This window comes from Jiella sp. M17.18 (assembly GCF_041027365.1).
Classification (GTDB): Bacteria; Pseudomonadota; Alphaproteobacteria; order Rhizobiales; family Rhizobiaceae; genus VKMB-3413.
Genome location: NZ_JBFTEH010000005.1, coordinates 308,443 through 333,541, shown reverse-complemented (window position 1 = coordinate 333,541; position 25,099 = coordinate 308,443). Strand labels below are relative to the sequence as shown.

Here is a 25,099-nt window from a genome sequence, read left to right as displayed (position 1 = left end):
AGACCCTGACGATTGAACCGAGTCTGAAGCGGATGCGGCAGAGCGCGGCGATTTCTACGCCCCCACCGTCTTCAGCATCGTCTTGGTGATCGACTGGCGCACGCCGTCGTAGTCCGCCCAGGGGTCCGGCTGGTCCAGCCGCTCCAGAACCGCATGGATGTCGAACAGGTTCGCGCCGGGCAGATCCTGCAGTTCCTCCCAGCTCACCGGCGTCGCCACCGGCGCTCCCTTTCGCGAGCGGGTGGAATAGGGGCAGATCGCCGTCGAGCCGCGGTCGTTGCGCAGCCAGTCGACGAAGATCTTGCCCTTGCGCTTGGCCTTCGACATCGTCGCGATGAAGCGCTCCGGCTCGTGGGATTCGAGGAGGTGGGCGAAGGCGCGGGCGAAGTTCTTCACCTCGTCCCAGCCCTGCCGCCGCTCCAGCGGGGCGACGATGTGGACGCCCTTGCCGCCGGTGACCATCGGAAAGGTGGTGAGGCCGATCTCGGCGAGCGCGTCGCGCAGCTCGAACGCCGCGCGCTTCACCGCGGAAAAGTCGAGGCCCTCGTCCGGGTCGAGGTCGAAGACCAGGCGGTCGGGCTTGTCCAGCCTGTCGTTGCGCGCGCCCCAGATATGGAATTCGAGCGTGCCCATCTGCACCGCGCCGACCACGGCGGAGGCGTCCGGCATGGTCAGATACTGCTCGGTCGACCCGTCCTTCTCGATGACCGGCACGGTCTTCACCGCATCCGGGAAGCCGCCGGAATCGTGCTTCTGGAAGAAGCAGTGCTTCTGTCCGCCCGAGGGGCAGCGCACCAGCGAGACGGGCCGGTTCGACAGATGCGGCAGCATGCGCGGTGCCGCCGCTTCGTAGTAGCGGGCCAGCTCTTCCTTGGTGATGCCCTGGCTTTCGAAGACGACGCGGTCCGGATGGGTCAGCCGGATGCCGGCGACCGCGACGGGCCCGCTGCTCTTGGCGCCGGCGCTGGACGGGCCCGCCTTCGGCTCGCGGGACTTCGCCTTGGCGGGATTGGCCGGGGCCGACGCCTCCTTGGCGGCGGCCTTGGTCTGGGTTGCGGTCTTTTCCGGCGTCTCGTCGGTCACCTCGTCCGCCCCCTTGTCCGCGCGCAGCCCCTTGAAGACGCCATGGCGGATGTGGCCGTCGGCGGTGATCTCGGTGAATTCGATCTCGGCGACGAGCGTCGGCTCGACGAACTTCGCCTGCCGCTTCACGTCGGCCGGAATCGCCGCGAAGGGCGAGGTCTTGCGGGCAAGGTCCTTGAAGGCCTTGGCGAGCTCGTCCATCCGCGTCTCGTCGAAGCCGGAGCCGACCCGGCCGCGATAGACAAAGTCGTCGCCCTCGTTGACACCGAGGAGGATCGAGGAGAACGGCCGGCCACGCTTGTCGGAGGGCTTCCAGCCGCCGATGACGAATTCCTGGCGCTTGGTGCACTTCACCTTCAGCCAGCTCTTCGCCCGGCCGGAGCGATAGGGCGCGTCGGCGCGCTTGGCGACAATGCCCTCGTGCCCGGCGGCGCAGATCTGCTTGAAGACCGACGGCCCCTTGCCCGCGACGTGTTCGCTGAACAGGAGCGTCTCGGATTTGGCCGTGGCGAGCATTCCCTCCAGCGCCGCCTTGCGCTCGGTCAGCGGCTTGTCGCGCAAGTCCTCGCCATCGAGGGAAAGACAGTCGAAGCAGAAGCAGGTGAGCGGGCCGCCCTCGCTGAGGTGCTGCTGCAGCGTGGAAAAGTCCGTCTTGCCGCTCGCATCGAAGGCGACGATCTCGCCGTCGATGAGCGCCGAGCGGCAGGGCAGGGCCTTCGCCGCCTCGGCGATCGGGGCGAATTTCTCCGTCCAGTCGAGGCCGTTGCGGGTGTAGCAGCGGACCGTCCCGCCGCCGACGGCGATGAGGACGCGGTAGCCGTCATACTTCATCTCGTGCAGCCACTCGCCGCCCTCCGGCGCCGTGTCCACGAGTGTCGCTAGCTGTGGCTGGACGAAGTCGGGCAGGGGCAGGGGCTTCTTCGCGCCCGCGGCCTTCCGCTTCGAGGCGCCGCTTTTCCCGGAGGGCGCCGACTTCGATCGCCCGCTCGACGTCTTCGGGCTGGCTGGCGCCTTGGCTCCGGTCTTGGCCTTGCCGGCCGCCGGCGCGTCCTCGACCCCCGCTTGCGGCTGGTCGCGGGCCGGCCGGGAGCTGTCCCAGACGGCTTCGGACTCGTCCGCGATCGCATCCATGCTGCGGCCGGTCTTGACGCTGGTGTCGGCCTTGAGGATCTCCTCGCCCTCGCCGTAATGCGCCTCTTCGTCCTTCTCCTTGATCAGCAGCCAGTTCTCGCGCGTCTCCTTGCCGCGCGGCTTCATGCGGACCAGCGCCCAGTGGCCGTGCATGCGCTCGCCGTGCAGGTCCATCTTGATCGAGCCCTTGGCGAAGCCTTTCTCCGGATCTTCGCGCGGCTCCCAGGTGCCGCGGTCCCAGAGCATCACCGTGCCGCCGCCATATTCGCCCTTCGGGATCGTCCCCTCGAAGGTGCCGTACTGCATCGGGTGGTCTTCGGTGCGCACCGCGAGGCGCTTGTCCGTCGGGTCGAGGCTCGGGCCCTTGGTCACGGCCCAGCTCTTCAGGACGCCGTCCCATTCGATGCGGAAGTCGTAGTGGAGGCGCGTCGCGTCGTGCTTCTGGACGCAGAAGAACAGGCCGTCGGCGGCGCCGTCTCCCGCATCGTCGCCGGAGGGCTCGCGGGTGCGGGTGAAGTCGCGCTTCTGCCGGTAGGTGTCGAGCAGCGCCTTGCCCTGGCTGCCGGCCTTGCCCTTTCCCGCGGTCTTCGCCTTCGGCCGCTCCGCCGTCTTCGTCGCCATCGCTCCGCTCCGTCAGGCGCTCTTGCGCCGGCCGGACGCGGAGGATTTCGCCGCTGTCTTGGCGCCGGACTTGGCCGATGACGACGACGTCTTGCCGGAGGAGCCCGAGGACTTCGCCGTGCGGGCGGCGGATCCCGAAGACGACGCCTTCGTCCGCCGGCTGCTCGACGAAGCCTTCTTCGGCTCCTCCTTCTCCCCGCCGCCACCCTGTTCGAGGCTCTTCTTCAGCGTCGCCATCAGGTCGACGACGTTACTCTTCGTCTGCCGCGGCGTTTCGTCCTCGTCCTCGGTGTGGGCGATCGCCTGGCCGCCGTTCTTGCGCTTCTCGGCGATCAGCGCCTTCAGAGCGGCGGTGTAGTGGTTCTTGTAGTTGGCGGCGTTGAATTCCGAGCTCTTCTTCTCGATCAGCTGGTTCGCCACCGCGAGGAGATCCTCGTCGGCTTCTTCCTCCGAAATCTCGCCGAACAGCGAATCCGACTTCCGCACCTCGTTCTCGTAGTGCAGCGTCTCGAGCAGCAGGCCCGAGCCGCAGGGACGGACGGCGACGAGATATTCCTTGCCGCGCAGCGACAGCTGGCCGAGCCCGGTCTTCTGCGACTGGCGCAGCGCGTCGCGCACCACCCGGAAGGCGTCCTCGGCGAGTTCGTCCTGCGGCACGACGTAATAGGGCTTGTCGAAGTAGAGCGGCGGAATGGAGCAGGTGTCGACGAACTGGACGAGCTCCAGCGTCTTCTTCGTCTCCAGCTTGACGTCCTCGATCTCCTCCTCGGAGAGGATGACGTATTCGTCCTTGCCGATCTCGTAGCCCTTGACGATGTCCTCCTTGTCGACCGGACCGATGCCTTCCACGACCTTGTCGTAGTGGATGCGCTTGCCGGTCGGTCGGTGGATCTGGCGGAAGCTGATCGTCTCGGAGGAACTCGTCGCCGTGTACATCTCGACCGGGATCGAGACGAGCGACAGGCGAATCTGTCCCTTCCACACCGGGCGTGGCGCCATTCCTCAACTCCTGACACATGCGGGCGAGGCCGAGCCGCACCCGGAAGACTGCCGCAACTCGGTCACAAACGGCCCCTCGGGGGAGTCGTTCCCTCGGGAAAGGCGAGTCATTTCAGAATCTTGGGCGGGCGAAAGCCGTTGAAATGACTCGAGGATCGCGAGAGCCGCTCTTGCGGAGCGCGCTCAATGGGTTAGCAAGGTCGGGCCCGAGGGCATGGCGATTCGGAACGAGGACGAGCGGCGGTCAGGCGAGCGTGATCCGGTTTCTGCACACGGCCGACTGGCAGATCGGCAAGCCGTTCGGCGGCTTCGAGGTCGAGCAGCAGGTAAGGCTGCGCGAGGAGCGGCTGGCGGCCGTCGGACGCATCGCGGCGCTGGCGGCGGAGCGGGATTGCGACGCTGTGCTCGTCGCCGGCGACGCCTTCGACGACAACACCGTCACCGACAAGGAGATCAACCGGACGCTGGAGGCGATGCGGGCGTTCTCCGGTCCTTGGGTGATGCTGCCCGGCAATCACGACGCCGCGCTGCCCGTCAGCGTGTGGACACGGCTGCCGCGCCTCGCCGAGCGGCTGGGCATCGCCAATGTCGTCGTCGCCGACCGGCCGGAGCCGATCTCGCTCTGCGACGGGCGCTTCGCGATCCTGCCGGCGCCGCTGACCCGTCGCCACGAGGGCGCCGACCTGACGGCCTGGTTCGATGCGGCCGAGACGGCGCCGGGTGCCGCGCGCGTCGGCCTCGCCCATGGATCCGTCGCCAACCGCCTGCCGGAGGCGGCCGAATCCGGCAATCCCATCGCCGACGACCGGGCGGCGCGGGCGCAGCTCGACTATCTGGCGCTCGGCGACTGGCACGGTTTCGTCGAGATCGCGGACAGGACCGTCTATTCCGGGACGCCCGAGCCCGACCGGTATCCTGCCAACGCGCCCGGCCATGTCGCGATCGTCGAGATCGCGGCGGCGGGGACGGCACCGCGCATCGAGCGGGTGAAGACCGGGCGCTTCGACTGGCGGCCGGTCGCGGTTCGCCTGGACGGCAGCATCGCGGCGCTGGAGGACGTCCTGGCCGACCTTCCGCGCCCGGGGGACACGCTGTTGAAGGTCACGCTCGCCGGCGCGCTGTCGCTGCGCGAGCGGCTGGCGCTCGACGAACTCCTCGATGACTGGCGGGCGCGGCTGTTCGATCTCGCCGTGATCGACGCCGATCTCGTGGACGAGCCGGACGCCGAGGATCTCGACGCGATCGACCTCTCCGGCTTCGTGCGCATCGCCGTCGATCGTCTGCGGGCGAAAGCCGCGGATCCCGCCGATCCGGAGCGCCAGGCGGCGGCGATGGCGCTGCGCATGGCCTATGCAGAGCATCGCCGGCTTTCCGGCGAGGGCCGCTGAACTCATGCGACGGGCGCGCCCATGTATCTGAAGACGCTGACCGTCACCGACTTCGCCGGGCTCGTGAAAGCCGAGATCGGCGGCCTCGAACCCGGCCTCAACATCATCGTCGGCGACAACGAGGTCGGCAAGTCGACGCTGCTCACGGCGCTGCGCGCCGCCTTCTTCCAGAAGCACCGCGCCAGCGGCGAGGCGGTGAAGGCGTTCGCGCCCTATCACGGTTCCGGACGCCCCTTCGTGTCGCTGGACTTCGAACTCGGCGAGACCCTCTATTCGCTGTCCAAGGCCTTCCTGCAGAGGCCCTCGGCCGAACTGCGCTGGTCCGGCGGGCAGATGTCCGGCGATGCGGTCGAGGAGAAGCTCGCGGAGCTGATGCGCTTCACGCCGCCGGGCCGCGGCGAGCCGAAGCTGTCGGAGCACCAGGGTGCCTTCGGCCTGTTGTGGGTCGAGCAGGGCCGGTCGAATGCCGGCCTCGACCTCGGCGCCGGCAAGGACGCGCTGACGGCGTCGCTGGAGGGCGAGGTCGGCCAGATCCTCGGCGGCGAGCGCGGCCGCACCCTGACCGCTGCCGCCAAGGCGCTGCAGGACCGCTTCTTCACCGACACGCTGCGCGCCAAGACCGGCTCGCCGCTGAAGGCGGTCGAGGAGCGGCTGACCGCAGCAGAAGCGGAACGGGTGGAGAAGCAGGCGACGCTGCGCGAGCTGGAAGACAAGCTGAAGCGCCTCGCCGATCGGCGCCACACGCTGACGGGCTATGAGCGCGACGAGACCGTCCGCAAGGCGGAGGCCGCGCTTCAGGAAGCCGAGGAGGCGGCGCGCCGGGCGGGCGAGCGCGAACGCGAGTGGCAGGCGGCGGACGCGGCACGGAAACATGCCGAGATGGTGCGCGACCAGGCGCTGGACCGGCTGAAGCGCCGCGACGCGCTGATCGCGGCTGCCGCGGAAGCGGAGACCCGCGCGGCGGCCGTCCGTGCCGGCTTTGCCGCCGTCGATGCCGAGGCGCGCCAGGCCGCGGCCGATGTCGTGAGCCGGACCGAGGACCGCGAGCGCGCACGGGACGCGGCGCGGCTCGCCGAACGCGTCGAGGAGGCTGTCCGGGCACAGCGCGAACTCGAGCGCGAGCGCCAGGCGCTCGCCGCGCTGGACGAGCGGGTCGGCCGGGCGGAGGCGCTCGCGGCGGATCTGCGGGGGCGCCAGCAGGCGCTGTCCGCCGTCACCATCGACGACAAGGCGCTGAAGGCGATCGAGGCGGCCGAGGCGCGGCGCCGCGACTGCGCGGTGCGCGTGACGGTCGCCGCTCCGGCGGTGACCTTCGCGCCGGCCGATGCGTCGGGGTCGGTGCATGATGCCGCCGGTGCGGCCGTTCCCGCCGGCGAGGCGCAACGGGTGACGCAGCGCACGACCTATGCGCTCGGCGGCTTCGGCACGGTGACGATCGAGCCGGGCGGCGACGCCGCGGCGCTCGCCGAGGAACACCGAGCGGCGGAAGGCGTCCTCGCCGCCCTGCTGGAGCGGGTGCGGGTGGCCGGCGTCGAGTCCGCGCGCGCCGAACGGGCGAAGGCGCGCGACCTCGAAGCCGAGATCAAGGCGCTGACGGCGCGGCGCGATGCGCTGCTGCCCGAGGGACCGGCGGACGCCGGCCGCTTGCGCGAAGCGGCGGCGGCAAGCGTTGAGCGGCTCGCTGCGCGGCTGTCGGACCTCGATCCCGCGGCGGCCGGCGAGGCCGGGACGGACGCGATGCGCGAGCGGCTCGAATCGACCCGCCGGGCGCTGCAGGTGGCCGAGGCGGCGCTGGAGGAGGCGCGCCGGGCGTCCTCCGACGCGGCGCTCCGCCGCGCGACCGCCGAGGCGGAGGTCGCCCATCGTGCCGCCGAGGCCGAGCGGCTGCGGGCCGAGGCCAGGGCGGCGGAGGACGCGCAGCCGCGCGCCGCTCTCGCCGAGGCGGTGGCGGTCGCCGAAGCCGACCGCGCAGCGAAGGCCGAGCTTCTGGCATTGCGCGCGCGCGAGCGCGATGCCGCCGATCCCAAGGCTGCGGCCGAGGCGCTGGCGGCTCGCCGGACGGGACTCGACCGCATCCGCAAGACGGTGGGCGCCCTGCGGGACGAGATCCTGTCGCTGGAGGCCGAACTCCGGCACGCCGGCGGGACCGGCCTCGGCGAGGCGATCACCGGGCTCGACGACGAGATCGCGGTGCTTCAGGCGCGCCGGGCCCGGCTGCAGCTCGAAGCCGACGCCTCGCGCCTGCTCTATGGCGAACTGGCGCGGGCGCAGCGCGAGGCGCGCGAGCACTGGCTCGGCCCCATCAAGAGCCGCGTCGCGCCCTATCTGAAGCTGATCCATCCGGAGACCGAGGTCGAGCTCGACGAGGAGACGCTGGAGATCAAGGCGCTGCATCGCTCGGGGGTCGCCGAGGACTTCAAGCGTCTCTCGGCCGGCGCGCGCGAACAGGTGGCGGTGGTCACCCGGCTGGCGCTGGCACATGTCCTGAAGACCGGCGGCCATCCGGCGGCGGTCATTCTCGACGACGCGCTGGTCAACACCGACGAGAAGCGGCTGGAGCGGATGCACCGGGTGCTGGAGCGCGCGGCCGGCGACCTGCAGGTGATCGTGCTCACCTGCCGCGAGCGCGATTTCCGCGATCTCGGGGCGCCGATCTTCCGGCTCTGACAGTCCGGAGCGCTTCTCCCTCCGACGCCGATGGAAAGCCTCAGAGCCGGCGGCCGGCGCCGAAGGACACGGTGCGGGTCTCCGGCAGGCCGTAGCGATCGGTCGGCCGCTCCGCCGTGTCGACGAGGAACGAGAAGATGCGGTTGAGGATGTTGCCGGGGCCGATCGCCCCTTCGTCGACGATCACCCGGTCCGCACCGACGAAATAGATCACGTCGTCGCAGTCGATGCCCTTCGACCGCAGGATCGGGACGAGGACCGACGGCAGGTTCACGCGCTGCATATAGCCGAAGAACAGTTCGATCTTCACGATGTCATGGCCGAGCCGGGTGAAGCGGTAGCGCTCGGCCTCCGGCACGCGCGGCTGCCCGGTCGAGCGCACCGAGCAGACGACGGTCGGGCGGAAGGCGAGCCGGGCGAGCTTGCGCATGCGCACCAGCGCCTCCGGCGCGAGATCGCGCGAACGGGTCAGGAAGACCGCGGTCTGGCCGATGGTGTGCCCTGGGAACTCCCGCGACGCGATCGCCCCCAGTCCCGTCTGGTCGTTCAGCCGCTCCGCCCGCAGCATGGCGATGCCGCGCCGCCAGGCCGCCATGATCAGGAGGATGCCGCCGCCGATCGCCAGCGGCAGGAATCCGCCCTCGAGAAGCTTGGAGAAGTTGGCGGTCGCGAAGGGCAGGTCGACCGCAAGGAAGACGACGAGGAAGGCGACGGCCAGCCAGACCGGCGTCCAGCGGTTGAGGATCAGCACGGCGCCGAAGAGGATCGTCGTCGTCACCATGGTGATCGCCACCGCGATGCCGTAGGCCGCCGCCAGCGCGTCGGAGGTCCGGAAGGTGATGACGATGCCGATGGCGAGGATGGCGATGAGCCAGTTCACCCGCCCGATATAGACGTCGGATTCGTTCTCCTCCGAGGTGTACCGGGTCTTCATCGGCGGCAGGAAGCCGAGCTCGATCGCCTGCTGCGCAAGGCTGAAGGCGCCGGTCAGGATCGCCTGGCTGGCGATGATCGTCGCCGCCGTCGCCAGGATCACCATCGGCACGCCAAGGCCGTTCGGCACGAGATCGAAGAACGGCCGGTTGAGCGGATGGCCGGACAGGATCAGCGCGCCCTGGCCGTAATAGTTGAGCAAGAGCCCCGGCAGGGCGACGAGGAACCAGGCGTTGCGGATCGTGCGGCGGCCGAACTGACCGAGATCCGCGTAGAGCGCCTCGCCGCCGGTCACCGCCAGGAACACCGCGCCGAGGATGGCGAAGGATTCGCCCGGCACCGCGGCAAACAGCCGGATGCCGTGGATCGGGTCCACGGCCGCCAGGACCGCCGGCGTGCGCAGGACCTCCATGAGGCCGAGAATGCCGATCGCGGCGAACCAGGCCACCATCACCGGGCCATAGAAACGCGCGATCGGCCCGACGCCGCGCCGCTGCATCCAGAACACCGCGAACAGGACCGCGATGGTGATCGGCACGACGTAGTTGGAGATTGCCGGGGCGGCGACGTGCAGCCCCTCGATCGCCGACAGCACCGAGATCGCCGGCGTCAGCACGCCGTCGCCGAACAGCATCGCGGTGCCGATCAGCCCGAGCCACAGAAGGATGCGGGTGACCCGCGATTCCCAGCGCTCGGTCCTCAGCAGCGTCACCAGCGCCAGGATGCCACCTTCGCCCTCGTTGTCGGCCCGCAGGATGAAGATGACGTATTTCACCGAGACCACCAGAATCAGCGACCAGGTGATCAGCGACAGGACGCCGAGGGCGGCAAAGCCCGGATGCAGACCGGCGGGAACGGCGGCGGTGAGTCCGGCCTGGAAGGCGTAGAGCGGGCTCGTTCCGATGTCGCCGAAGACGACGCCGAGCGCCGCGAGAACGGGGGTGAGGCGGAAGTCGAGCTTCAATCCGGGAGGAATCCAGTTGCAGGCAAGGTTCGCGGCCGGTCGCATGGCGCAAGCGGCCAGCCCCTATCTGCTCCTCGCCCCGACTTCGGGAAGGACAGGGCCGCCTTTCCCCCGGCCTTGCAGCGATCTGCGCCGGTGGGTGACCGGAAAAGTGGCATCGGTGCAACACGGGTGTGGCCAAAGCGTCCTCAGACCCCGAATGTGGCACTTAGGTGATTGCATCAAATGCGCCGCTGGATAATGTCGCCTCAGAAAGATCGCGGGGACAAATCGCTTCGACTTTCGCAGAGGGGATGGGGCAGGGAAGGCTGTCCTTCATAAAAGGCCCAACCCTAACCTATAAATTGACTGGAGGTCAGGACATGAACATCAAGAGCCTTCTTCTCGGCTCCGCTGCGGCCCTCGTCGCAGTCTCCGGCGCCCGCGCTGCGGACGTCATCGTGCCGGTGGCTCAGCCTGAGCCGGCGAACTACGTCAAGGTTTGCGACGTTTACGGCAGCGGCTTCTACTACATCCCGGGCACCCAGACGTGCCTGTCGATCAACGGCTACGTCCGTCTGCAGCTGAACGCGACCGGCGATCTCTCCGACGACGCCGGCCATCACTTCAACACGCACCTCGACGGCACCGACGTCCGCAACTACAATGCGTACTCGCAGACGCGCGTTCGTCTGAACTTCGACGCCCGTGAAGAGACCGAACTCGGCACCCTGCGCGCCTTCGCCCGCGTCCAGGCCACCAACAAGTTCGGCAGCGGCTACAACAGCACCAACGGCGCCAACTACGGGATGGACCAGGGCTACATCCAGCTCGGTGGCCTGACCATGGGCTACACCAACTCGCTGTGGACCGAGGACAACAAGCAGTGGGCCGACGGCCTGCTGACCGACACCGACCTCGCGCTCGGTGACCAGAACGTCAACCGCATTTCGTACACCTACACCAATGCCGGCTTCGCCGCGGCTCTGTCCGTGGAAGACAGCGGCTCGGGCGACTGGAAGCCGAACGTCGTCGGCCGGATCGGCTATGCCGGCGGCTGGGGCTATGCCTACATCGCGGGTTCGTACGACGAGCAGGTGAACGACGGCAACCTGACCTACGCGACCTACACGCCCACCATTGGGGCTGGCGGCATCGTCTCCTCTTACACCTACAACTTCGGCCTCAACCCGGCCGACAGGAACAACGGCGCCTGGGCTCTGAAGGCCGGCATCGACTTCAAGGACCTGATCGCCAGCGGTTCCGAGCTGAAGATCGAGGGTAACTACGCCTTCGATCCCTCGAGCTACTCGACGATCGGCCTCTTCGACACCACCGCGTCGACCTTCACCACGGTCAACGGTACCACGACGGGCACGTTCGGCTACGGCGTCCTGGGCTCGGTGCCGGTGAAGTGGCAGGTCGGCGCTGGCTACGCCCAGCAGTTCGGCAAGCTCGGTGTCGCCGTGTCCGGTGCCTACGGCAAGACGTTCGCGACCTACGGCTACACCACGCCGGCCATCGCTGGCGGCACCATTGCCCGGATTGCGGACGACAGCAGCTACTACAAGCTCGTCGGCAACGTCGGCTACGAGATCGTGAAGAACTTCTCGGTTCTCGGCGAAGTTCGCTACACGAACCTCGATCTGAACGGCACGACCGCCAATAACCTCAACGGCAAGCTCGACCAGACCTCCGGCTTCCTCCGGTTCGTCCGCTCGTTCTAATCGGACAATCGTCTGATACATTGAGAGGCCCGGCGTTCGCGCCGGGCCTTTTTGCGTCCGGACTTGCCGCAGCGGGCCTGCCGCTCGCCGGCGAGGGCCGGACCGACGTGCCTCTTGCCGCTTTCGCTCCGCACCGGCCGCAGGCCCGCCGCCGCTCGCCCGTCTGTTGCCCGTTGCCCGCCTGCTGCTAAGGTCTCTGAAGGCTTTGCCGAGCGGAGACGCGGCGATGTGGATGTTCCTGGGGCGGTTGCTTCTTCTCGCCGGCGGTGTTCTCGGCGCGAGGGCCCTTCTGGCCGAGCGCCCGCCCAGAGGAGGCGAGGCGGCACCGGGCGCCGGGCGGGCTCGGCGGAGCGTCGGCGGTCGTGCATCGGCATCGTCCCGGCCGTGCGGTTCGGGATCCGCCGCATCGGGCGGCCCGCCGCGGGCGGATCCGGCCGCCGAGCCGACTTTTCCGGGAACAAAGCCGGTGAGCGAGCGTCACTCCCGGGAACAGCGCGAGGAGCAGGCGATGTCGGACGATCACAAGCACCCAGCCGAACCGCAGGCGGATTCCAAGGCCGGGATTCCAGCGGAGACGGCCGCGGAGGCCGCCATGGCCGAGCATGGGCCCGACCATCCGATGGAGGCATGGCGCGAGACGAGCCGAGTGGCCGAGGCCAGCCGCAGCGCGCCGGTTCCGGCGGGAGCGGGCGGAGCCGACGATCCGCTGGCGGAAAAGCACAAGGCCCGCTTCGACCGCGACTTCCGCACGCTCGACTACCGGCAGCTCTCGCAGGACGAGGCCGACCGCGAGGCCGAGCGCCGGCGCCGCGCGCGCGAGCGCTCGAGCTGGCATCCGGCGAGGGCAGGGGCCGAGCGGTGCCCGCCGCTGAAGGCGCCGCAGTTCTCGCATTTCGGGGGGAGCTTCATCTCCGCCGAAGTGATCCGCGGCAAGAGCGATGTCCCGGTGCCGGACATGATGCCGACGCTGCCCGGCGAGACGCCCGAAGACGAGACGCCGCAGCCGGCGCGGTCGCAGGCGAAGCATCCCTTCGGCGCTCCCGATCCGCACGGGCGGACTCCGGCGCCGGAGGCCCGCAAGGCGATGCCGCAGGACCCGCTGGTCGAAAAATACCGGGCGGAACGCTTCGAGGCCGACGGCGCGGAGCCGGGTCGGTCCGGCCCGGGCGACGTCAAGCCATCCGGCGGGGCTCACGCCATCGGCCGAGCCTTCGAGGAACCGGAGGAGCCGGACGCCGGAGAGCTCGCCGCATTCCGGGTGAACGGCGTCAGCGGCCCGGTGCACGGCGCGCCGGCAGGGCACGCGGCCGGGAGACCGGCCGCAGGCGCTCCCGCCGCCGAACCCCGGCGGCTCGATGCGCCGCGCGGCGGTGATCCGGACGACCTGACGCGGATCTCCGGCATCGGGCCGGCGGTCGAGCGGCTGCTGTTCGACATCGGCATCTTCCATCTCGACCAGATTGCTGCGCTGAGCGACGAGGAGATCGCATGGCTGGAGGAGCGCCTGGGGCTGGCGGGCCGCGTCGCCTCGGAGCGCTGGGTGGAGCAGGCGAAGACGCTAGCAGGCTCGTCCGGAACCTGATCGCCGCGGGCGCGCCTGCTACCCGTCGATCCGCTCGACAAAGCCGGCGATGCTCGCCGGCAGGTCGCCTGTTTCCAGCATCGGCGCGTGGCCCTGGCCGGCCACCGTCACCCGCTGCAGGTCCGGGTGCATTTTTGCCATCCGGTCGACCGTCGCCTCGGCGAACAGCATGGAAGTCTCGCCGCGGATGACGAGCATCGGGACCGCGCGCATTATCGCGAACAGGTCCCAAAGCTCCGGCAGGTCGGCTCCGAGGTCCATCGTCGCCAAGGGTTCCAGCAGCTGCGGATCGTAGTCGCCGACGATCCGCCCGCCGCGCTCGATGAAGGCAGCCCGCGCGAATCGTTCGAAATCGTCCCGCGACAAAGCGGGAAAGGCCGGGCGGTTCGCGGCGACCACCGCATCGACGGCGGCATTCCAGTCGGGGAAGGATTCGACCCGCCCGACCGTGTCGCGGATCTGCCGCAGGCCTTCCGCCTCGATCCGCGGCCCGGCATCGTTGAAGATGGCACCGGCAAGGAGGTCCGGCCGGCTCGCGGCGAGGATCTGGATGACCAGCGCCCCGCGCGAGGTGCCAAGGAAGATCGCGCGCGTCACCCCGAGATGGTCGAGCCCTGCGGCGATGTCGGCGGCCTCGGCGGGAACCGTGTAGTCCTCGGCGCGAGCGGCGTGGTCCGAGCGTCCGCGACCACGATAGTCGAAGGCGATTACCGGCCGCCGCTGCGGCGAACCGCGCAGGATCACGGCGAGCGAATGGAAGTCGCGGGCGTTGCGCGTCAGGCCCGACAGGCAGACGAGCGGCAGGCGCGCATCGTCCAGCCGTCCGTAGATGCGAGCCGCCAGCTGCAGCCCGTCATGGGTGTAGCGGATGTCTTCGAAGGCGCCGGGGTCCATGCGGGAAGACTGCTATGCCGGTGCCGGCGGCGCAAGGCGGGGAGTTACCCACAGGCGATCGGCCCGCCGGCTTCGACCTGCGCTCTGCCTCAGGAGGCGTTGGCGCGGCCGAAGCGCAGGTCCCGCGTGATGTCGAAGCCGGCGCCGAGGCGGATCTTGTAGACCTCGTAGTTCTCCAGCACCCGCTGCACATAGTTGCGCGTCTCGGTGAAGGGGATGCGCTCGACCCAGTCGATCACCTCGTCGAGCGACTTGCCGCGCGGGTCGCCGAAGCGGTCGATCCATTCCTTGGCCCGGCGCGGACCCGCATTGTAGGCGGCGAAGGTCAGGATGTAGGAGCCGTTGAAATTGTCGATCTGCTCGCCGAGATACTGCGCGCCGAGCATGGCGTTGTAGCCGGGATCGGAGGTCAGGCGGCTCGGCGAATAGGACACGCCGATCTTGCGGGCCATGTTCTTCGCCGTGCCGGGCATCAGCTGCAACAGGCCGAGGGCTCCGGCGGCGGACCGGGCGCTCGGGTTGAACGCGCTCTCCTGCCGGGCGATCGCATAGGCGAGCGCCTTGCCGGCCGCCGAGATGCGGGCGTCGTCCGGGATGACGCCGATCGGGAAGGCCAGCGCCGGCGCGTCGATGCCGCGCCAGTACGCGATCTTGCCGACCTGCAGCGCCAGGTGATGGTCGCCGCGATCCTCGGCCATGACGGAGAGCAGGGCGAGTTCGCCGGGGCTGTCGAGTTCCTCGGCGAGGTCCTTGTAGAGGATGTCGGCGCGCCAGTCCGAGCCGATCTCCTCCAGCCGGTGGATCGCGCGCACTGCCGGCCGGCTGGCGAAGCGCCGACGCTCCGCCTCGCTCGGATGCGGGAAGTCGATCTCGCCCGGGCTGCGGCCGAGGCGGGCGGCGGCGAGCTGGCCGTAGAAGGTCGCGCCATAATGGGCGGCGCGGGCATAATAGGTGGCGGCCTCGCGCGAGCCGGCGGCTTCCGCGGCGCGGCCGAGCCAGTAATAGCCGCGCGACAGCGACAGCGGCATGTTGGACATCCGCACGATCTGGGAGAAGTGCGACAGCGCCCTGCGCGGATCGTTGAGGAAGCGCAGGGCGATCCAGCCGGCGTGGAACTCGGCCTCGACCGCCTCGCTGCCGCTCTCGACGCCGTGTTCGGACGCGACGCGGTAGGCGAGCTTCGGTTCGTTCCGGTCGAGCAGGTCGCGGGCGACGATCCGACGCTCGTTCCACCATGCGTCCGGATCGATCAGGGTGGCGGGGTCGCTGGGGGCGCCGAGGAGAAGCGAAGCCGCCTCGTCGGTCTTGTCGTGCTTGCGATCGTATTCGACGAGCGCGAGGCGGAAGCCGGGATCCGAGCGCTGGGAGGCCGGCACCGCATTGAGCAGGCGGCCGGCGCTCGACTCGTTGCGGATGACGGCGGCGCGCGCCTTGTAGAGCGCCTCGGCTCCGGCGAGGCTCGCCACGCGGCCGGCGTCGGTCACGTGCTCGCCGTAGAGCAGCCGGTCCATCCGGTACTTGTGGTCGGCGCGCGAGAGCAGCGGCCCGAAGGTCTTGAAGAGCTCCGTCTCGACCTTGCGATCCAGCGTATCGTTTCGCCACACCGCCGAAATCAGCCGCTTGGCCTCGCCGACCTGCCCCACCTGGATATAGGCGCGGGCGAGCGCCATCGCGCCTTCCGGGCTCTCCGGCCTGCTGCCGCGAAAGGCGTTGATCACCTCGGATGCCGAGCGGTTCTCGTTGTAGAGCGCGCGTTCGGAGTTGATGCGCAGCGTCTTCAGCCCCGGCCAGCCCGCAAGTTCGCGCGCCGCGGCGGCGATCTCCTCGGCGGGCACGTCCGGGCCGCCCTTCAGCGCGATCGCCCAGGTGAGGATCTGACGGTCGAGGGAACCGGGCATCAGGCCTTCGCGGATCGAGCGGGCGGTGTTGGTATCGCCGTCCGACAGCGCCTGCAGCCCGTCCTTCAGCGCGCCGCTCTGCGGCGTCACCGAGGCGGGAATCCGCGGCATCGCCGCGATCGAGGCGGTGAAGGCGGCGCTGCTGGTCGGGACCGGCACGTCCGCGGCGGGCGTGACGAACGGATTCGGAGCCGGGATCGCGACGGGACCGCCGAAGCGCGCGGGATCGACCGCCGTGCCGTCGTCGGCGATGCCCGGGCGGGCGGTCGGCATCGGGCCGATCGCCGGCAGCGTCACGCTGTCCGCCAGCGCCGGGACCGGCAGCATCGTGGCGGCAACGACTGCCGTCAGGATCCGGCGAGTGCGCTCGTGTCGTGTCATGGCTTCCCTTTCGGGCGGGCGGTGGAGTTCTCGGCGTCCGGCGGCTTTCGCCGCACATGGTTTTCGAATTCTCCACGACCGCGATTAAGGCGCGGTTACCTCATGCGATTTTCCGCCGGGATTGCGGTTTTCGGCTGCTTGTTTCACCAGATCGGCTCCCCTAAGGTGCCGCATTCCAGCGGCCAGATTGGGGCCATCGGCCCGGCGATGCAACGCGGTGCGTCAGCGGGTCTGCGTCGCGGGCAACAAGGCCGCGTCTGCCGGCAGCTGGGGAGTGGGAAGAGAACGATGTTCAAGGGATCGATACCGGCGCTGATTACGCCCTTCGCCGAAGACGGCTCGCTCGACGAGAGGGCTTTCGCCGCGTTCGTTGAATGGCAGATGGGCGAGGGCTCGAGCGGCCTGGTGCCCGTCGGCACGACCGGCGAGAGCCCGACGCTGACGCATGACGAGCACAAGCGCGTCGTCGAGATCTGCGTCGAGGCGACGGCGGGCCGGGTGCCGGTGATTGCCGGCGCCGGCTCGAACAACACCGAAGAGGCGATCGATCTTGCGCGCTTTGCCGAAAAGGCCGGCGCGAACGGCCTGCTCGTCGTCACGCCCTACTACAACAAGCCGAACCAGAAGGGCCTCTACGCCCATTATGCCGCGCTGGCCAAGGCAGTCTCGCTGCCGATCCTGATCTACAACATTCCCGGCCGCTCGGTGATCGACATGACGCCGGAGACGATGGGCCGCCTGGCCGCCGACTTCTCCAATATCGTCGGCGTCAAGGACGCCACCGCCAAGGTCGACCGCGTCTCCGAGCAGCGCGCCACCTGTGGGACGGATTTCGTCCAGCTGTCCGGCGAGGACGCGACGGCGCTCGGCTTCAACGCCCATGGCGGCCACGGCTGCATCTCGGTGACGGCCAATGTCGCGCCGCGCCTGTGCGCCGACATGCAGGCCGCCTGCGCGGCCGGCGACTACGCCAAGGCGCTGTCGATCCAGGACCGGCTGATGCCGCTGCACAAGGCGCTGTTCATCGAGCCGAACCCGACCGGGGTGAAGTACGCCCTGTCGAAGCTCGGCCGCGTGCGCAATTCCGTCCGCTGCCCACTGGTCCCGGTGGACCCTTCGACGGAAGAGACGATCGACGCCGCGCTCCGCCATGCCGGCCTCCTCGATTGAATTTCGGGCCGCAATGCGCATCTGAAGAGGCTCGATACGCACCAAGATGAGGGAAGGGCATGCGCGGCTTCGCGCATGCGGGGAATGGATGGCCAAGAAGAAGTCTGCGGACTCCAACGTCGCGGCGGAGAACCGCAAGGCCCGGTTCAACTATGAGATCGTCGACACGCTGGAGGCCGGGCTCGTCCTGACGGGAACGGAAGTGAAGTCGCTGCGCGGCGGCAAGGCCTCGATCGCCGAGTCCTACGCCACCGAAGAGGGCGGCGAACTCTGGCTGATCAACTCCAACCTGCCGGAATATCTCCAGGCAAACCGCTTCAACCACAATCCGAAGCGGCGGCGGAAGATCCTGGTGCACCGCTCGCAGCTCTCCAAGCTCGCCGGCGCGGTGCAGAAGGACGGCATGACGCTCGTCCCCTTGCGCATCTATTTCAACGACAAGGGCATGGCGAAGCTGCTCCTGGCGCTGGCCAAGGGCAAGAACGCGCCGGACAAGCGCCAGACGATCAAGGAGCGCGACTGGAACCGCCAGAAGCAGCGGCTCCTGAAGCAGGGCTGACGCCCGCTTGGGCTTTGCCGCCGCGGTGCGCGACGGGGGCGGGCGCCGCTCGCCTCAGAACGCCATCGCCCCGCCGTCGGCGCGCGGATCGCTGGCGCCTTCGATGACGCCGGACGGGTGGCGGACGACGGCGCCGGCATGTCCGGCGGCGTCCGAGAACGGCGCGATGATCTCGACGTCGTGGCCGCCGGCCTTCAGCTCCGCGACGAGCTCCGGCGGGAAGCGGTCCTCGAGCTTCAGCGTCGTCGTCACGTCGCCCCAGGTGCGCCCGAGCAGCCAGCGCGGCGCCGTGACCGCCTGCTGCAGGCCCTGGCCGTACATCGCATAGCGCGAGAACACGGCCGCCTGCGTCTGCGGCTGGCCCTCGCCGCCCATCGTGCCATAGGCCATCACGCGGCCGTCCTTCAGATGCGCGAGTGCCGGGTTCAGCGTGTGGAACGGCCGGCGGAAGGGGCCGAGCTGGTTCGGCCCCGGTGTCAGTGAGAAGCCGGCCCCGCGGTTCTGGAAGGTCACGCCCGTCTTCGGGCAGGTGAGGCCCGAGCCGAATTCCCAGAAGACGCTCTGGATGAAGGAGACGGTGGTGCCGTCCTTGTCGGCCGCGCCCATCCAGATCGTATCGCCGGGCTTGGCCTCGTGCGGCCAGGGCAGGGCGGTCCGGCGGTCGATCTTCGCGTGGAGCGAATCCAGCGCCTCGGCGACCAGCCATCCGGCCGCCGGTGTGTCCATGAAATCCGGATCGCCGAGCCCGGCATTCCGCAGGATGAAGGCCTGCTTGGTCGCCTCGATCAGCCCGTGCAGGTGGTCGAAGCCCTCGGCGCTCCCGACCTTCAGCCGGTCGAACAGCGCCAGGATCATCAGCGACGAGACGCCCTGCGTCGGCGGCGGCATGTTGAACACCGTTCCGGCGGAGAGTTCCACCGACAAGGGTTCGACGATCTCGGCGTCGAAGCGCTGCAGGTCGGAGAGGCGCAGCGGCGAGCCCGCGGCTTCCAGAAAGGCGCCGTGGGTCGCGGCGAGGCTGCCGCGATAGTAGCTGTCGAGCCCTTCCGCCGCGAGCGTTTCCAGCGTCCGGGCCAGCGCCAGCTGGGTCAGGACGTCACCCTCGCGCGGGGGGCGGCCGCCCGGCAGGAAGATGTCGGCGAAGCCCGGCACGTCCTTCAGGCCGGCGAGCTTGCCGGCGGTCGTCTCGGCCTGGTTGCCGGTGACGACCATGCCGTCCCGCGCATAGCCGATGGCCGCGGCGAGGATCTCCGCGAGGGGCAGGCGCCGGCTGGCGTCGACCATCGCCAGCGCCTTGGCCCAGCCCGCGATCGTCCCGGGCACGGTCAGCGCCGCATGCGGCCCCCGCGTCGGCATCGCCTCGACGTGCCCCCGCTCGGCGTACCATTCGGGCGTCGCGAGGCCCGCGGCGCGGCCGCAGGCGGAGATGCCGACCGGCTTTTCTCCGGGCCTCTGGACGATCCAGAAGCCGTCGCCGCCGATCCCGTTCATATGCGGGTAGACGACCGCGATCGTCGCGGCGGCCGCAACCATGGCCTCGATCGCCGTGCCGCCTCGGGCGAGGATGTCGCGCCCGGCGAGCGCGGCCGAGAGGTGGGGGGCGCTGACGCAGCCGTTCAGCCCCTTGGCGCTGTGCAGCATCGGGCTCTTCTCCTATCGCGGATCGAGGCGGATCCGCCTCCGCCTCAGTCGGCCATCGCGCGTTCGGGGTCCTCGATGGTCGCGGCAGCCTGGCGGCGCTTGCGGAAGGCGAAGAAGACCGCGAGGCCGAGGAACAGGATCGTCGCCGCATAGAGCGCGATCGAGATGCCGCTCGACACGAACACCCAAGGGTCGCCCGCGGAGATCGCCAGCGCGCGGCGCATGTTCGCCTCCATCTCGCCGCCGAGGAGGAGGCCGAGCACCACCGGCACCACGGCGATGTCGAGCTTCCTGAGGACGAAGCCGAGGAGGCCGAAGCCGACCATGACCACGAGGTCGAAGGTCGAGTGGCTGAGCGAATAGACGCCGACGAAGGAGATCATCACCACGAAGGGCATCAGCGCCCAGAGCGGGATCGACAGCATCCGCGTGAAGACGCCGACCAGCGGCAGGTTCAGAAGCAGCAGGAAGACGTTCGCCATGAACAGCGACGCGATCAGGCCCCAGACGATCTGCGGCTGGTCCTGGAAGAGCAGCGGACCCGGCGTGATGTTCAACGAGATGAGGAGGGCGAGAAGCACGGCCGTCGTGCCGGAGCCGGGCACGCCGAGCGCCAGCATCGGCACCAGCGCGCCGCCGGCGGCGGCGTTGTTGCCGGCTTCCGGCGCGGCGACGCCCTTCGGGTCGCCGGTGCCGAAGGTGTTCGACTGGTCGGAGAAGCGCCGCTCCACCGTATAGGCGAGGAAGGAGCCGAGCGAGGCGCCGGCGCCGGGCAGGATACCGGAGACGAAGCCGACCAGCGACCCGCGGAACATCGCCGGAATGGTGCCCTTGATGTCCTTCCAGCGGGCGAAGGCGCGATCGACGGCGACGGCGCCGGTGCGCTCGCTCAGATGCGTCTCGAGCAGGATCAGCACCTCGGAGATGGCGAACAGGCCGACGATGGCGATGATCGCCTGGAAGCCGTCGTAGAGATGGATGTTGCCGAAGGTGAAGCGCGCGGTGCCGCTCTGCGGGTCGATGCCGACGCAGCCGAGGGCGAGGCCGATCGCCGCGCCGAGCAGGGTCTTCGCCGGATTGGAGCCGGTGACGCCGCCGATCGTCGCGAAGGCGAGGAGATAGAGAGCGAAATACTCCGCCGGGCCGAAATGGATGGCGAAGCGCACCAGCAGCGGTGCGAACAGCATCAGCCCGATCGTCGAGGCGATGGCGCCGACGAAGGACGCGATGCCGGAGATGGCGAGCGCCTCCGGGGCCTTGCCGTTCTTGGCCATCGGGTAGCCGTCGAGGCAGGTCATCATCGCCGGCTCGTCGCCGGGGATGTTCAGCATGATCGACGAGATGCGCCCGCCATACATGCAGCCGTAATAGACGCAGGAGAGCAGGATCAGCGCGGAGCCGGCCGGCAGCTGCAGGGAGAAGGCCAGCGGAATGAGGATTGCGACGCCGTTCACCGGCCCGAGACCGGGCAGCGCGCCGACGATCGTGCCGACGAAGCAGCCGATCAGCGCCAGCGCGATGTTGAGCGGGATCAGCGCTTCCTCGAAGCCGTGGAAGAGAAAGCCGAGCGTTTCCACCAGAACTCCTTCATGCGGCGCGTGCCGCAGCGGGGATCACCCGAAGATCGGACCGACCGGAAGCGGAAGATCGAAACCGTAATTGAACAGGAAGTAGAGCCCGAAGCCGACCACGATGCCGCAGAGCACCGACTGCAGCCAGCTGCCGCCGAGGATCTTCGCGAGCACCAGCGTGATCAGGAGGGTCGCCAGCGGGAAGCCGAGCGGCTCCAGAATGAACGGATAGGCGAACAGGGCGACGATCGTGCCGATCTGCCCCAGCGCCTGCGGCCAGCGGAACCATTCGGGGTTCGGGTCCGGGCGCAGGACCAGGAACAGCGCGAACAGGCCGAGCGGGAAGGCGACGATGCGGGGAAACAGCGACGGGCCGGCCGGATCGCCGAAGGCGACGACATAGTCGCCCGCGGTGATCCAGAACCAGACCGCGAGGACGAAGAGGATCGTCCCCGCGATGCGATCGCTCAGGCGAGCGGTCATGAAGGTCTACCTTACTTGATGACGCCGATCGCCTTGGAGAGATCGTGCATCTTCTCCTCGGACTGCTTGGCGAACTGCTCGAAGTCCTTGCCGCCGCGCCAGATCGGGGTCAGGCCGGACTTGGTGGCGGCTTCCTTCCAGGCGTCGGACTCGTAGAGCTTGTGCAGGATGTCGACCCAGCCCTGATAGGCCGCATCGTCCACCTTGCCGCCCATGTAGAAGCCGCGCCAGTTGTAGCCCTCGACGTCGTAGCCTTGCTCCTTGGCGGTCTTGACGTCGGGATAGGCCTTCAGCCGGTCGGTGCCGAGGATCGCCAGCGCGTTGACGTCGCCCGACTTGATGAAGCCGCCGATCTCGCCGACGTCGACGAGGACCACGTCGAGCTTGCCGCCGAGCAGCTGCGTCACCGCATCGCCGCCGCCCTCGAACTGCACCCAGCGGATGTTCTTCAGCTGGTTGTCCGGCACGCCGGCCGCCTGGGCGAGCATCAGGAAGCGCAGGTGGTCGTAGCCGCCGATGCCCGACGAGCCGCCGGCGACGATCTTCGTCGGATCGGCCTTCAGCGCCTTCATCAGCGCGTCGAGGCTGTCGTACTTGGAGCCCTTCTTGACCATCACGGTGCCGACGTCGGCGCCGAGCATGGCGACCCAGCGCATGGCGTCGAACTTCGCCGGATACTTGTTCTGGGCGAGCTGCGTGATGCCAACCGTCGAGGTCGCGACGATCAGGTTGGGATCCTTGTTGCGCTTGGCGGCGATGTTGGCATAGGCGACCGCGCCGGTGGCGCCCGGCATGTTGGTGACCTGGACGTTGCCCGGAACGAGCTTCTCCTCGGTCAGCAGCCGGCCGGCGGTGCGGCAGGTGAAGTCCCAGCCGCCGCCGGGATTGGCGGGCGCGATGCACTCGACGTTCTGCGGCTCGAAAGCCATTGCGGGCATGGCGACCGCCACGAACGTGGCCGCGACCAAGAGGCGCTTCAGGAACATATCGGTTTTTCCTCCCAAGGCGCGGCTTGCCGCCGTCCAGGCGCGCATCGCCGCGTTGCGTCATCCGTATCCGTCTGGCGGCGAGATTCCTCAATCTGCCGCTCTTAAGTTCGATGGCATCGTTCGGCGCGCGCGGTCAAGGTTCAAAAGCCGCGCATCGCCGTGGCGGCGCAGCATGGTTACGGCCCGGTTGCGCAGCGACGCGCGGGGTTTACGTCGGGCGCCCCCCGGGGCTAAGGGGCGGAAGACGAGTTCCCGGGGAAGGATGCGCCATGCCCGACAATGCCAAGATCATACCGATGCCGGTGCCGGCCGGGGCCCAGATCGACATCTGCGAGGTGGGCCCGCGCGACGGGTTCCAGATCGAGAAGACGATCATCCCGACCGACAAGAAGATCGCCATCGTCGAAGGCCTGATGGATGCCGGCCTGAAGAAGATCCAGATCACCTCCTTCGTCTCGCCGCGCGCCGTGCCGCAGCTCGCCGACGCCGCCGAGGTGCTGGCAGGCGTCGAGCGCCGGCCAGGCGTCGTCTTCAGCGCGCTGGTGCCGAACGCCAAGGGCGCCGAGCGGGCCGCCGAGACGCAGGTCGACATCATGGGGCTGTTCTGCTCGGCCTCGGAATCGCACAATCGCAAGAACGTCAACGCCTCGATCGAGGAGACGCTGAACCGCTTCCTGCCGGTGGCGGAGATCGCCAGGGCCGCCGGCAAGACCGTCCAGGGCGGCGTCGCGACCGTGTTCGGCTGCCCCTTCGAAGGCGAGGTGCCGCCCGCTTCGGTCGTGCGGATCGCGCGCTTCTACCGCGACCTCGGCATCACCGACCTCAATCTCGGCGACACGACCGGCATGGCGACGCCGACCACCGTCAAGGCCGTGCTCGCGGCGCTGCGCGAGGCGGTGCCGGAGATGACGGTGACGCTGCATTTCCACAACACCCGCGGCGTCGGCCTCGCCAACGTCATGGTCGGTTTGGCGGAGGGCGTCACGCATTACGACTCCTCGATCGGCGGCCTCGGCGGCTGTCCCTTCGCGGCGGGCGCGACCGGCAACATCTGCACCGAGGACCTCGTCTACCTGCTGGAGGAGAGCGGCTACCGCACCGGCGTCGACCTTCCGCGGCTGATCGAGGTCTCGAAGCTCACCCAGTCGGTGATCGGTAGGGAACTGCCGGGGCAGGTGATGAAGGCCGGCCCGCGCCTGCAGCATCATGCCATGGACGCCGTCTCGACGGCGGCGGGGTGAGCGCCATGGACCAGCCGCTTGCCGGCATCCGCGTCATCGACCTGACGCGGATCCTCTCCGGGCCGTTCTGCGCGATGATGCTCGGCGACCTCGGCGCCGACGTCATCAAGGTCGAGACGCCCGGCGAAGGCGACCACATCCGCAGCCAGGGCGCGATCGTCGACGGCATGTCCTGGTACTTCGCCAGCTTCAACCGCAACAAGCGCTCGATGACCCTCAACCTGAAGACGGACGAGGGCAAGGCGATCCTGCGCCGGCTGCTGAAGGACGCCGACGTCCTGGTCGAGAACTTCCGGCCGGGCGTGCTCGCGGCGATGGGCTTCGACCGAGCGGCGCTCGACGCCATCAATCCGCGCCTCGTCGTCGGCTCGGTCAACGGCTACGGCTCGACGGGGCCCTACAAGGACCGGCCGGCCTTCGACTTCATCACGCAGGCGATGTCCGGCTTCGTGTCGGTGAACGGAACGGCGGAGAGCGGCCCGATGCGCGCCGCGCCGCCGCTGACCGACCTCATCGCCGGCCTCTACTGCGCCTTCGCCATCGTCGCGGCGCTGAGGGTGCGCGACCGCGACGGGCGCGGCCAGGCGGTCGAGGCGTCGATGATGAACGGCATGATCTCGATGATGGCCTATCTCTCGGCGGCGCAGCTCTCCACCGGCCAGACGCCGCCGCCGACCGGCAACGACCATCCGATCGCCTCGCCCTACGGCCTGTTCCACGGGTCGGACGGCGCCGTCGCCGTCGCGCCCTCGACGACGCCGACCCTCAAGCGTTTCCTGGAGACGATCGGCCTCCTGCACCTGCTCGATGACGAGCGCTTCGACACGATCGAGAAGCGGATCGCCAACCGGCCGGCGCTGAACGCGCTGGTCGACGAGGCGATGCGCCACGAGACGCAGGCGACCTGGATCGAGAAGCTGAACGCGGCCGGCGTGCCCTGCGGCCGGGTTCAGACGCTCGGCGAGGTGTTCGAGGACCCACAGGTCCTGGAGCAGGAAATGGTCCTCTCGGTCGAACATCCCGGCCACGGGACCGTGCGGATGACCGGCTTCCCCATGAAGTTCTCGGAGACGCCGTCGCAGGTGCGCCATCCGGCACCCGATCTCGGCCAGCACACCGAGGCGGTCCTGACGGAAGCGGGCTATTCCGCCGAGGAGATCGCGGCATTCCGCGCAGCCGGCGTCGTCTGATCAGGGGC

At 69.2% G+C, this 25,099-nt stretch carries 17 protein-coding genes; 8 read left to right on the top strand and 9 right to left on the bottom strand.

Translation table 11 applies throughout. The features are described 5' to 3' along the window. Positions 1-54 precede the first annotated feature (54 nt). Positions 55-2,835 (bottom strand): DNA ligase D, encoded by a 2,781-nt coding sequence (ligD, locus tag AB5S17_RS12260; RefSeq protein ID WP_369239680.1) that lies wholly within the window; start codon positions 2,833-2,835, stop codon positions 55-57. Positions 2,836-2,847: 12 nt separating this feature from the next. Continuing rightward, entirely contained in the window at positions 2,848-3,834 is a 987-nt protein-coding gene (locus AB5S17_RS12255) for a Ku protein (RefSeq protein WP_369239678.1), read from the bottom strand. Between the two features lie 254 nt (positions 3,835-4,088). Between AB5S17_RS12255 and AB5S17_RS12250 the strand changes: the two genes are divergently transcribed. Further along, positions 4,089-5,222 carry an exonuclease SbcCD subunit D gene (locus tag AB5S17_RS12250; RefSeq protein WP_369239676.1) on the top strand — a complete coding sequence of 378 codons (1,134 nt, stop codon included), beginning with the start codon at positions 4,089-4,091 and terminating at the stop codon, positions 5,220-5,222. A gap of 21 nt (positions 5,223-5,243) precedes the next feature. Continuing rightward, positions 5,244-7,889, top strand: coding sequence for an AAA family ATPase (locus AB5S17_RS12245; RefSeq protein WP_369239674.1), 2,646 nt, complete (start codon positions 5,244-5,246; stop codon positions 7,887-7,889). A gap of 40 nt (positions 7,890-7,929) precedes the next feature. On the opposite strand, the gene AB5S17_RS12240 is transcribed toward AB5S17_RS12245, so the two are convergent. Next, positions 7,930-9,786, bottom strand: a complete 1,857-nt coding sequence (locus AB5S17_RS12240) for a KUP/HAK/KT family potassium transporter (protein ID WP_369239672.1) — start codon at positions 9,784-9,786, stop codon at positions 7,930-7,932. A gap of 362 nt (positions 9,787-10,148) precedes the next feature. Here AB5S17_RS12240 and AB5S17_RS12235 point away from each other — a divergent pair, with 362 nt between their 5' ends. Beyond that, entirely contained in the window at positions 10,149-11,492 is a 1,344-nt protein-coding gene (locus tag AB5S17_RS12235) for a porin (protein WP_369239670.1), read from the top strand. Positions 11,493-11,958: 466 nt separating this feature from the next. Next, a complete protein-coding gene (locus tag AB5S17_RS12230) occupies positions 11,959-13,074 on the top strand; it encodes a hypothetical protein (protein WP_369239668.1) in 1,116 nt (371 codons plus the stop codon). 18 nt (positions 13,075-13,092) lie between these two features. Here the strand turns inward: AB5S17_RS12230 and AB5S17_RS12225 are convergent, their stop codons facing one another. Together AB5S17_RS12225 and AB5S17_RS12220 are read right to left on the bottom strand one after the other, a co-directional pair. Continuing rightward, complete coding sequence (locus AB5S17_RS12225; protein WP_369239666.1) at positions 13,093-13,968, bottom strand: alpha/beta fold hydrolase; 876 nt, start codon at positions 13,966-13,968, stop codon at positions 13,093-13,095. An 89-nt stretch (positions 13,969-14,057) separates the two neighbouring features. Beyond that, on the bottom strand, positions 14,058-16,247 hold the full coding sequence (locus AB5S17_RS12220; RefSeq protein WP_369239664.1) for a transglycosylase SLT domain-containing protein: 2,190 nt from the start codon (positions 16,245-16,247) through the stop codon (positions 14,058-14,060). 288 nt (positions 16,248-16,535) lie between these two features. Here AB5S17_RS12220 and dapA point away from each other — a divergent pair, with 288 nt between their 5' ends. Both dapA and smpB read left to right on the top strand, forming a co-directional pair. Continuing rightward, complete coding sequence (gene dapA / locus AB5S17_RS12215) at positions 16,536-17,417, top strand: 4-hydroxy-tetrahydrodipicolinate synthase (RefSeq protein WP_369239662.1); 882 nt, start codon at positions 16,536-16,538, stop codon at positions 17,415-17,417. A gap of 88 nt (positions 17,418-17,505) precedes the next feature. Next, on the top strand, positions 17,506-17,976 hold the full coding sequence (smpB, locus tag AB5S17_RS12210) for an SsrA-binding protein SmpB (RefSeq protein WP_369239660.1): 471 nt from the start codon (positions 17,506-17,508) through the stop codon (positions 17,974-17,976). A 54-nt stretch (positions 17,977-18,030) separates the two neighbouring features. Here the strand turns inward: smpB and AB5S17_RS12205 are convergent, their stop codons facing one another. From AB5S17_RS12205 to AB5S17_RS12190, 4 genes are read right to left on the bottom strand one after another with little or no spacing between them, the layout of a single operon-like run. Then, positions 18,031-19,617 carry a gamma-glutamyltransferase family protein gene (locus AB5S17_RS12205; RefSeq protein WP_369239658.1) on the bottom strand — a complete coding sequence of 529 codons (1,587 nt, stop codon included), beginning with the start codon at positions 19,615-19,617 and terminating at the stop codon, positions 18,031-18,033. Positions 19,618-19,661: 44 nt separating this feature from the next. Then, a complete protein-coding gene (locus tag AB5S17_RS12200) occupies positions 19,662-21,194 on the bottom strand; it encodes a tripartite tricarboxylate transporter permease (protein WP_369239656.1) in 1,533 nt (510 codons plus the stop codon). A gap of 36 nt (positions 21,195-21,230) precedes the next feature. Then, positions 21,231-21,671, bottom strand: coding sequence for a tripartite tricarboxylate transporter TctB family protein (locus AB5S17_RS12195; RefSeq protein WP_369239654.1), 441 nt, complete (start codon positions 21,669-21,671; stop codon positions 21,231-21,233). Between the two features lie 11 nt (positions 21,672-21,682). After that, a complete protein-coding gene (locus AB5S17_RS12190) occupies positions 21,683-22,657 on the bottom strand; it encodes a Bug family tripartite tricarboxylate transporter substrate binding protein (protein ID WP_369239652.1) in 975 nt (324 codons plus the stop codon). Between the two features lie 272 nt (positions 22,658-22,929). Here AB5S17_RS12190 and AB5S17_RS12185 point away from each other — a divergent pair, with 272 nt between their 5' ends. Then, positions 22,930-23,901 (top strand): hydroxymethylglutaryl-CoA lyase, encoded by a 972-nt coding sequence (locus AB5S17_RS12185; RefSeq protein ID WP_369239650.1) that lies wholly within the window; start codon positions 22,930-22,932, stop codon positions 23,899-23,901. A gap of 5 nt (positions 23,902-23,906) precedes the next feature. Continuing rightward, positions 23,907-25,091 carry a CaiB/BaiF CoA transferase family protein gene (locus tag AB5S17_RS12180; RefSeq protein WP_369239648.1) on the top strand — a complete coding sequence of 395 codons (1,185 nt, stop codon included), beginning with the start codon at positions 23,907-23,909 and terminating at the stop codon, positions 25,089-25,091. Positions 25,092-25,099 lie beyond the last annotated feature (8 nt).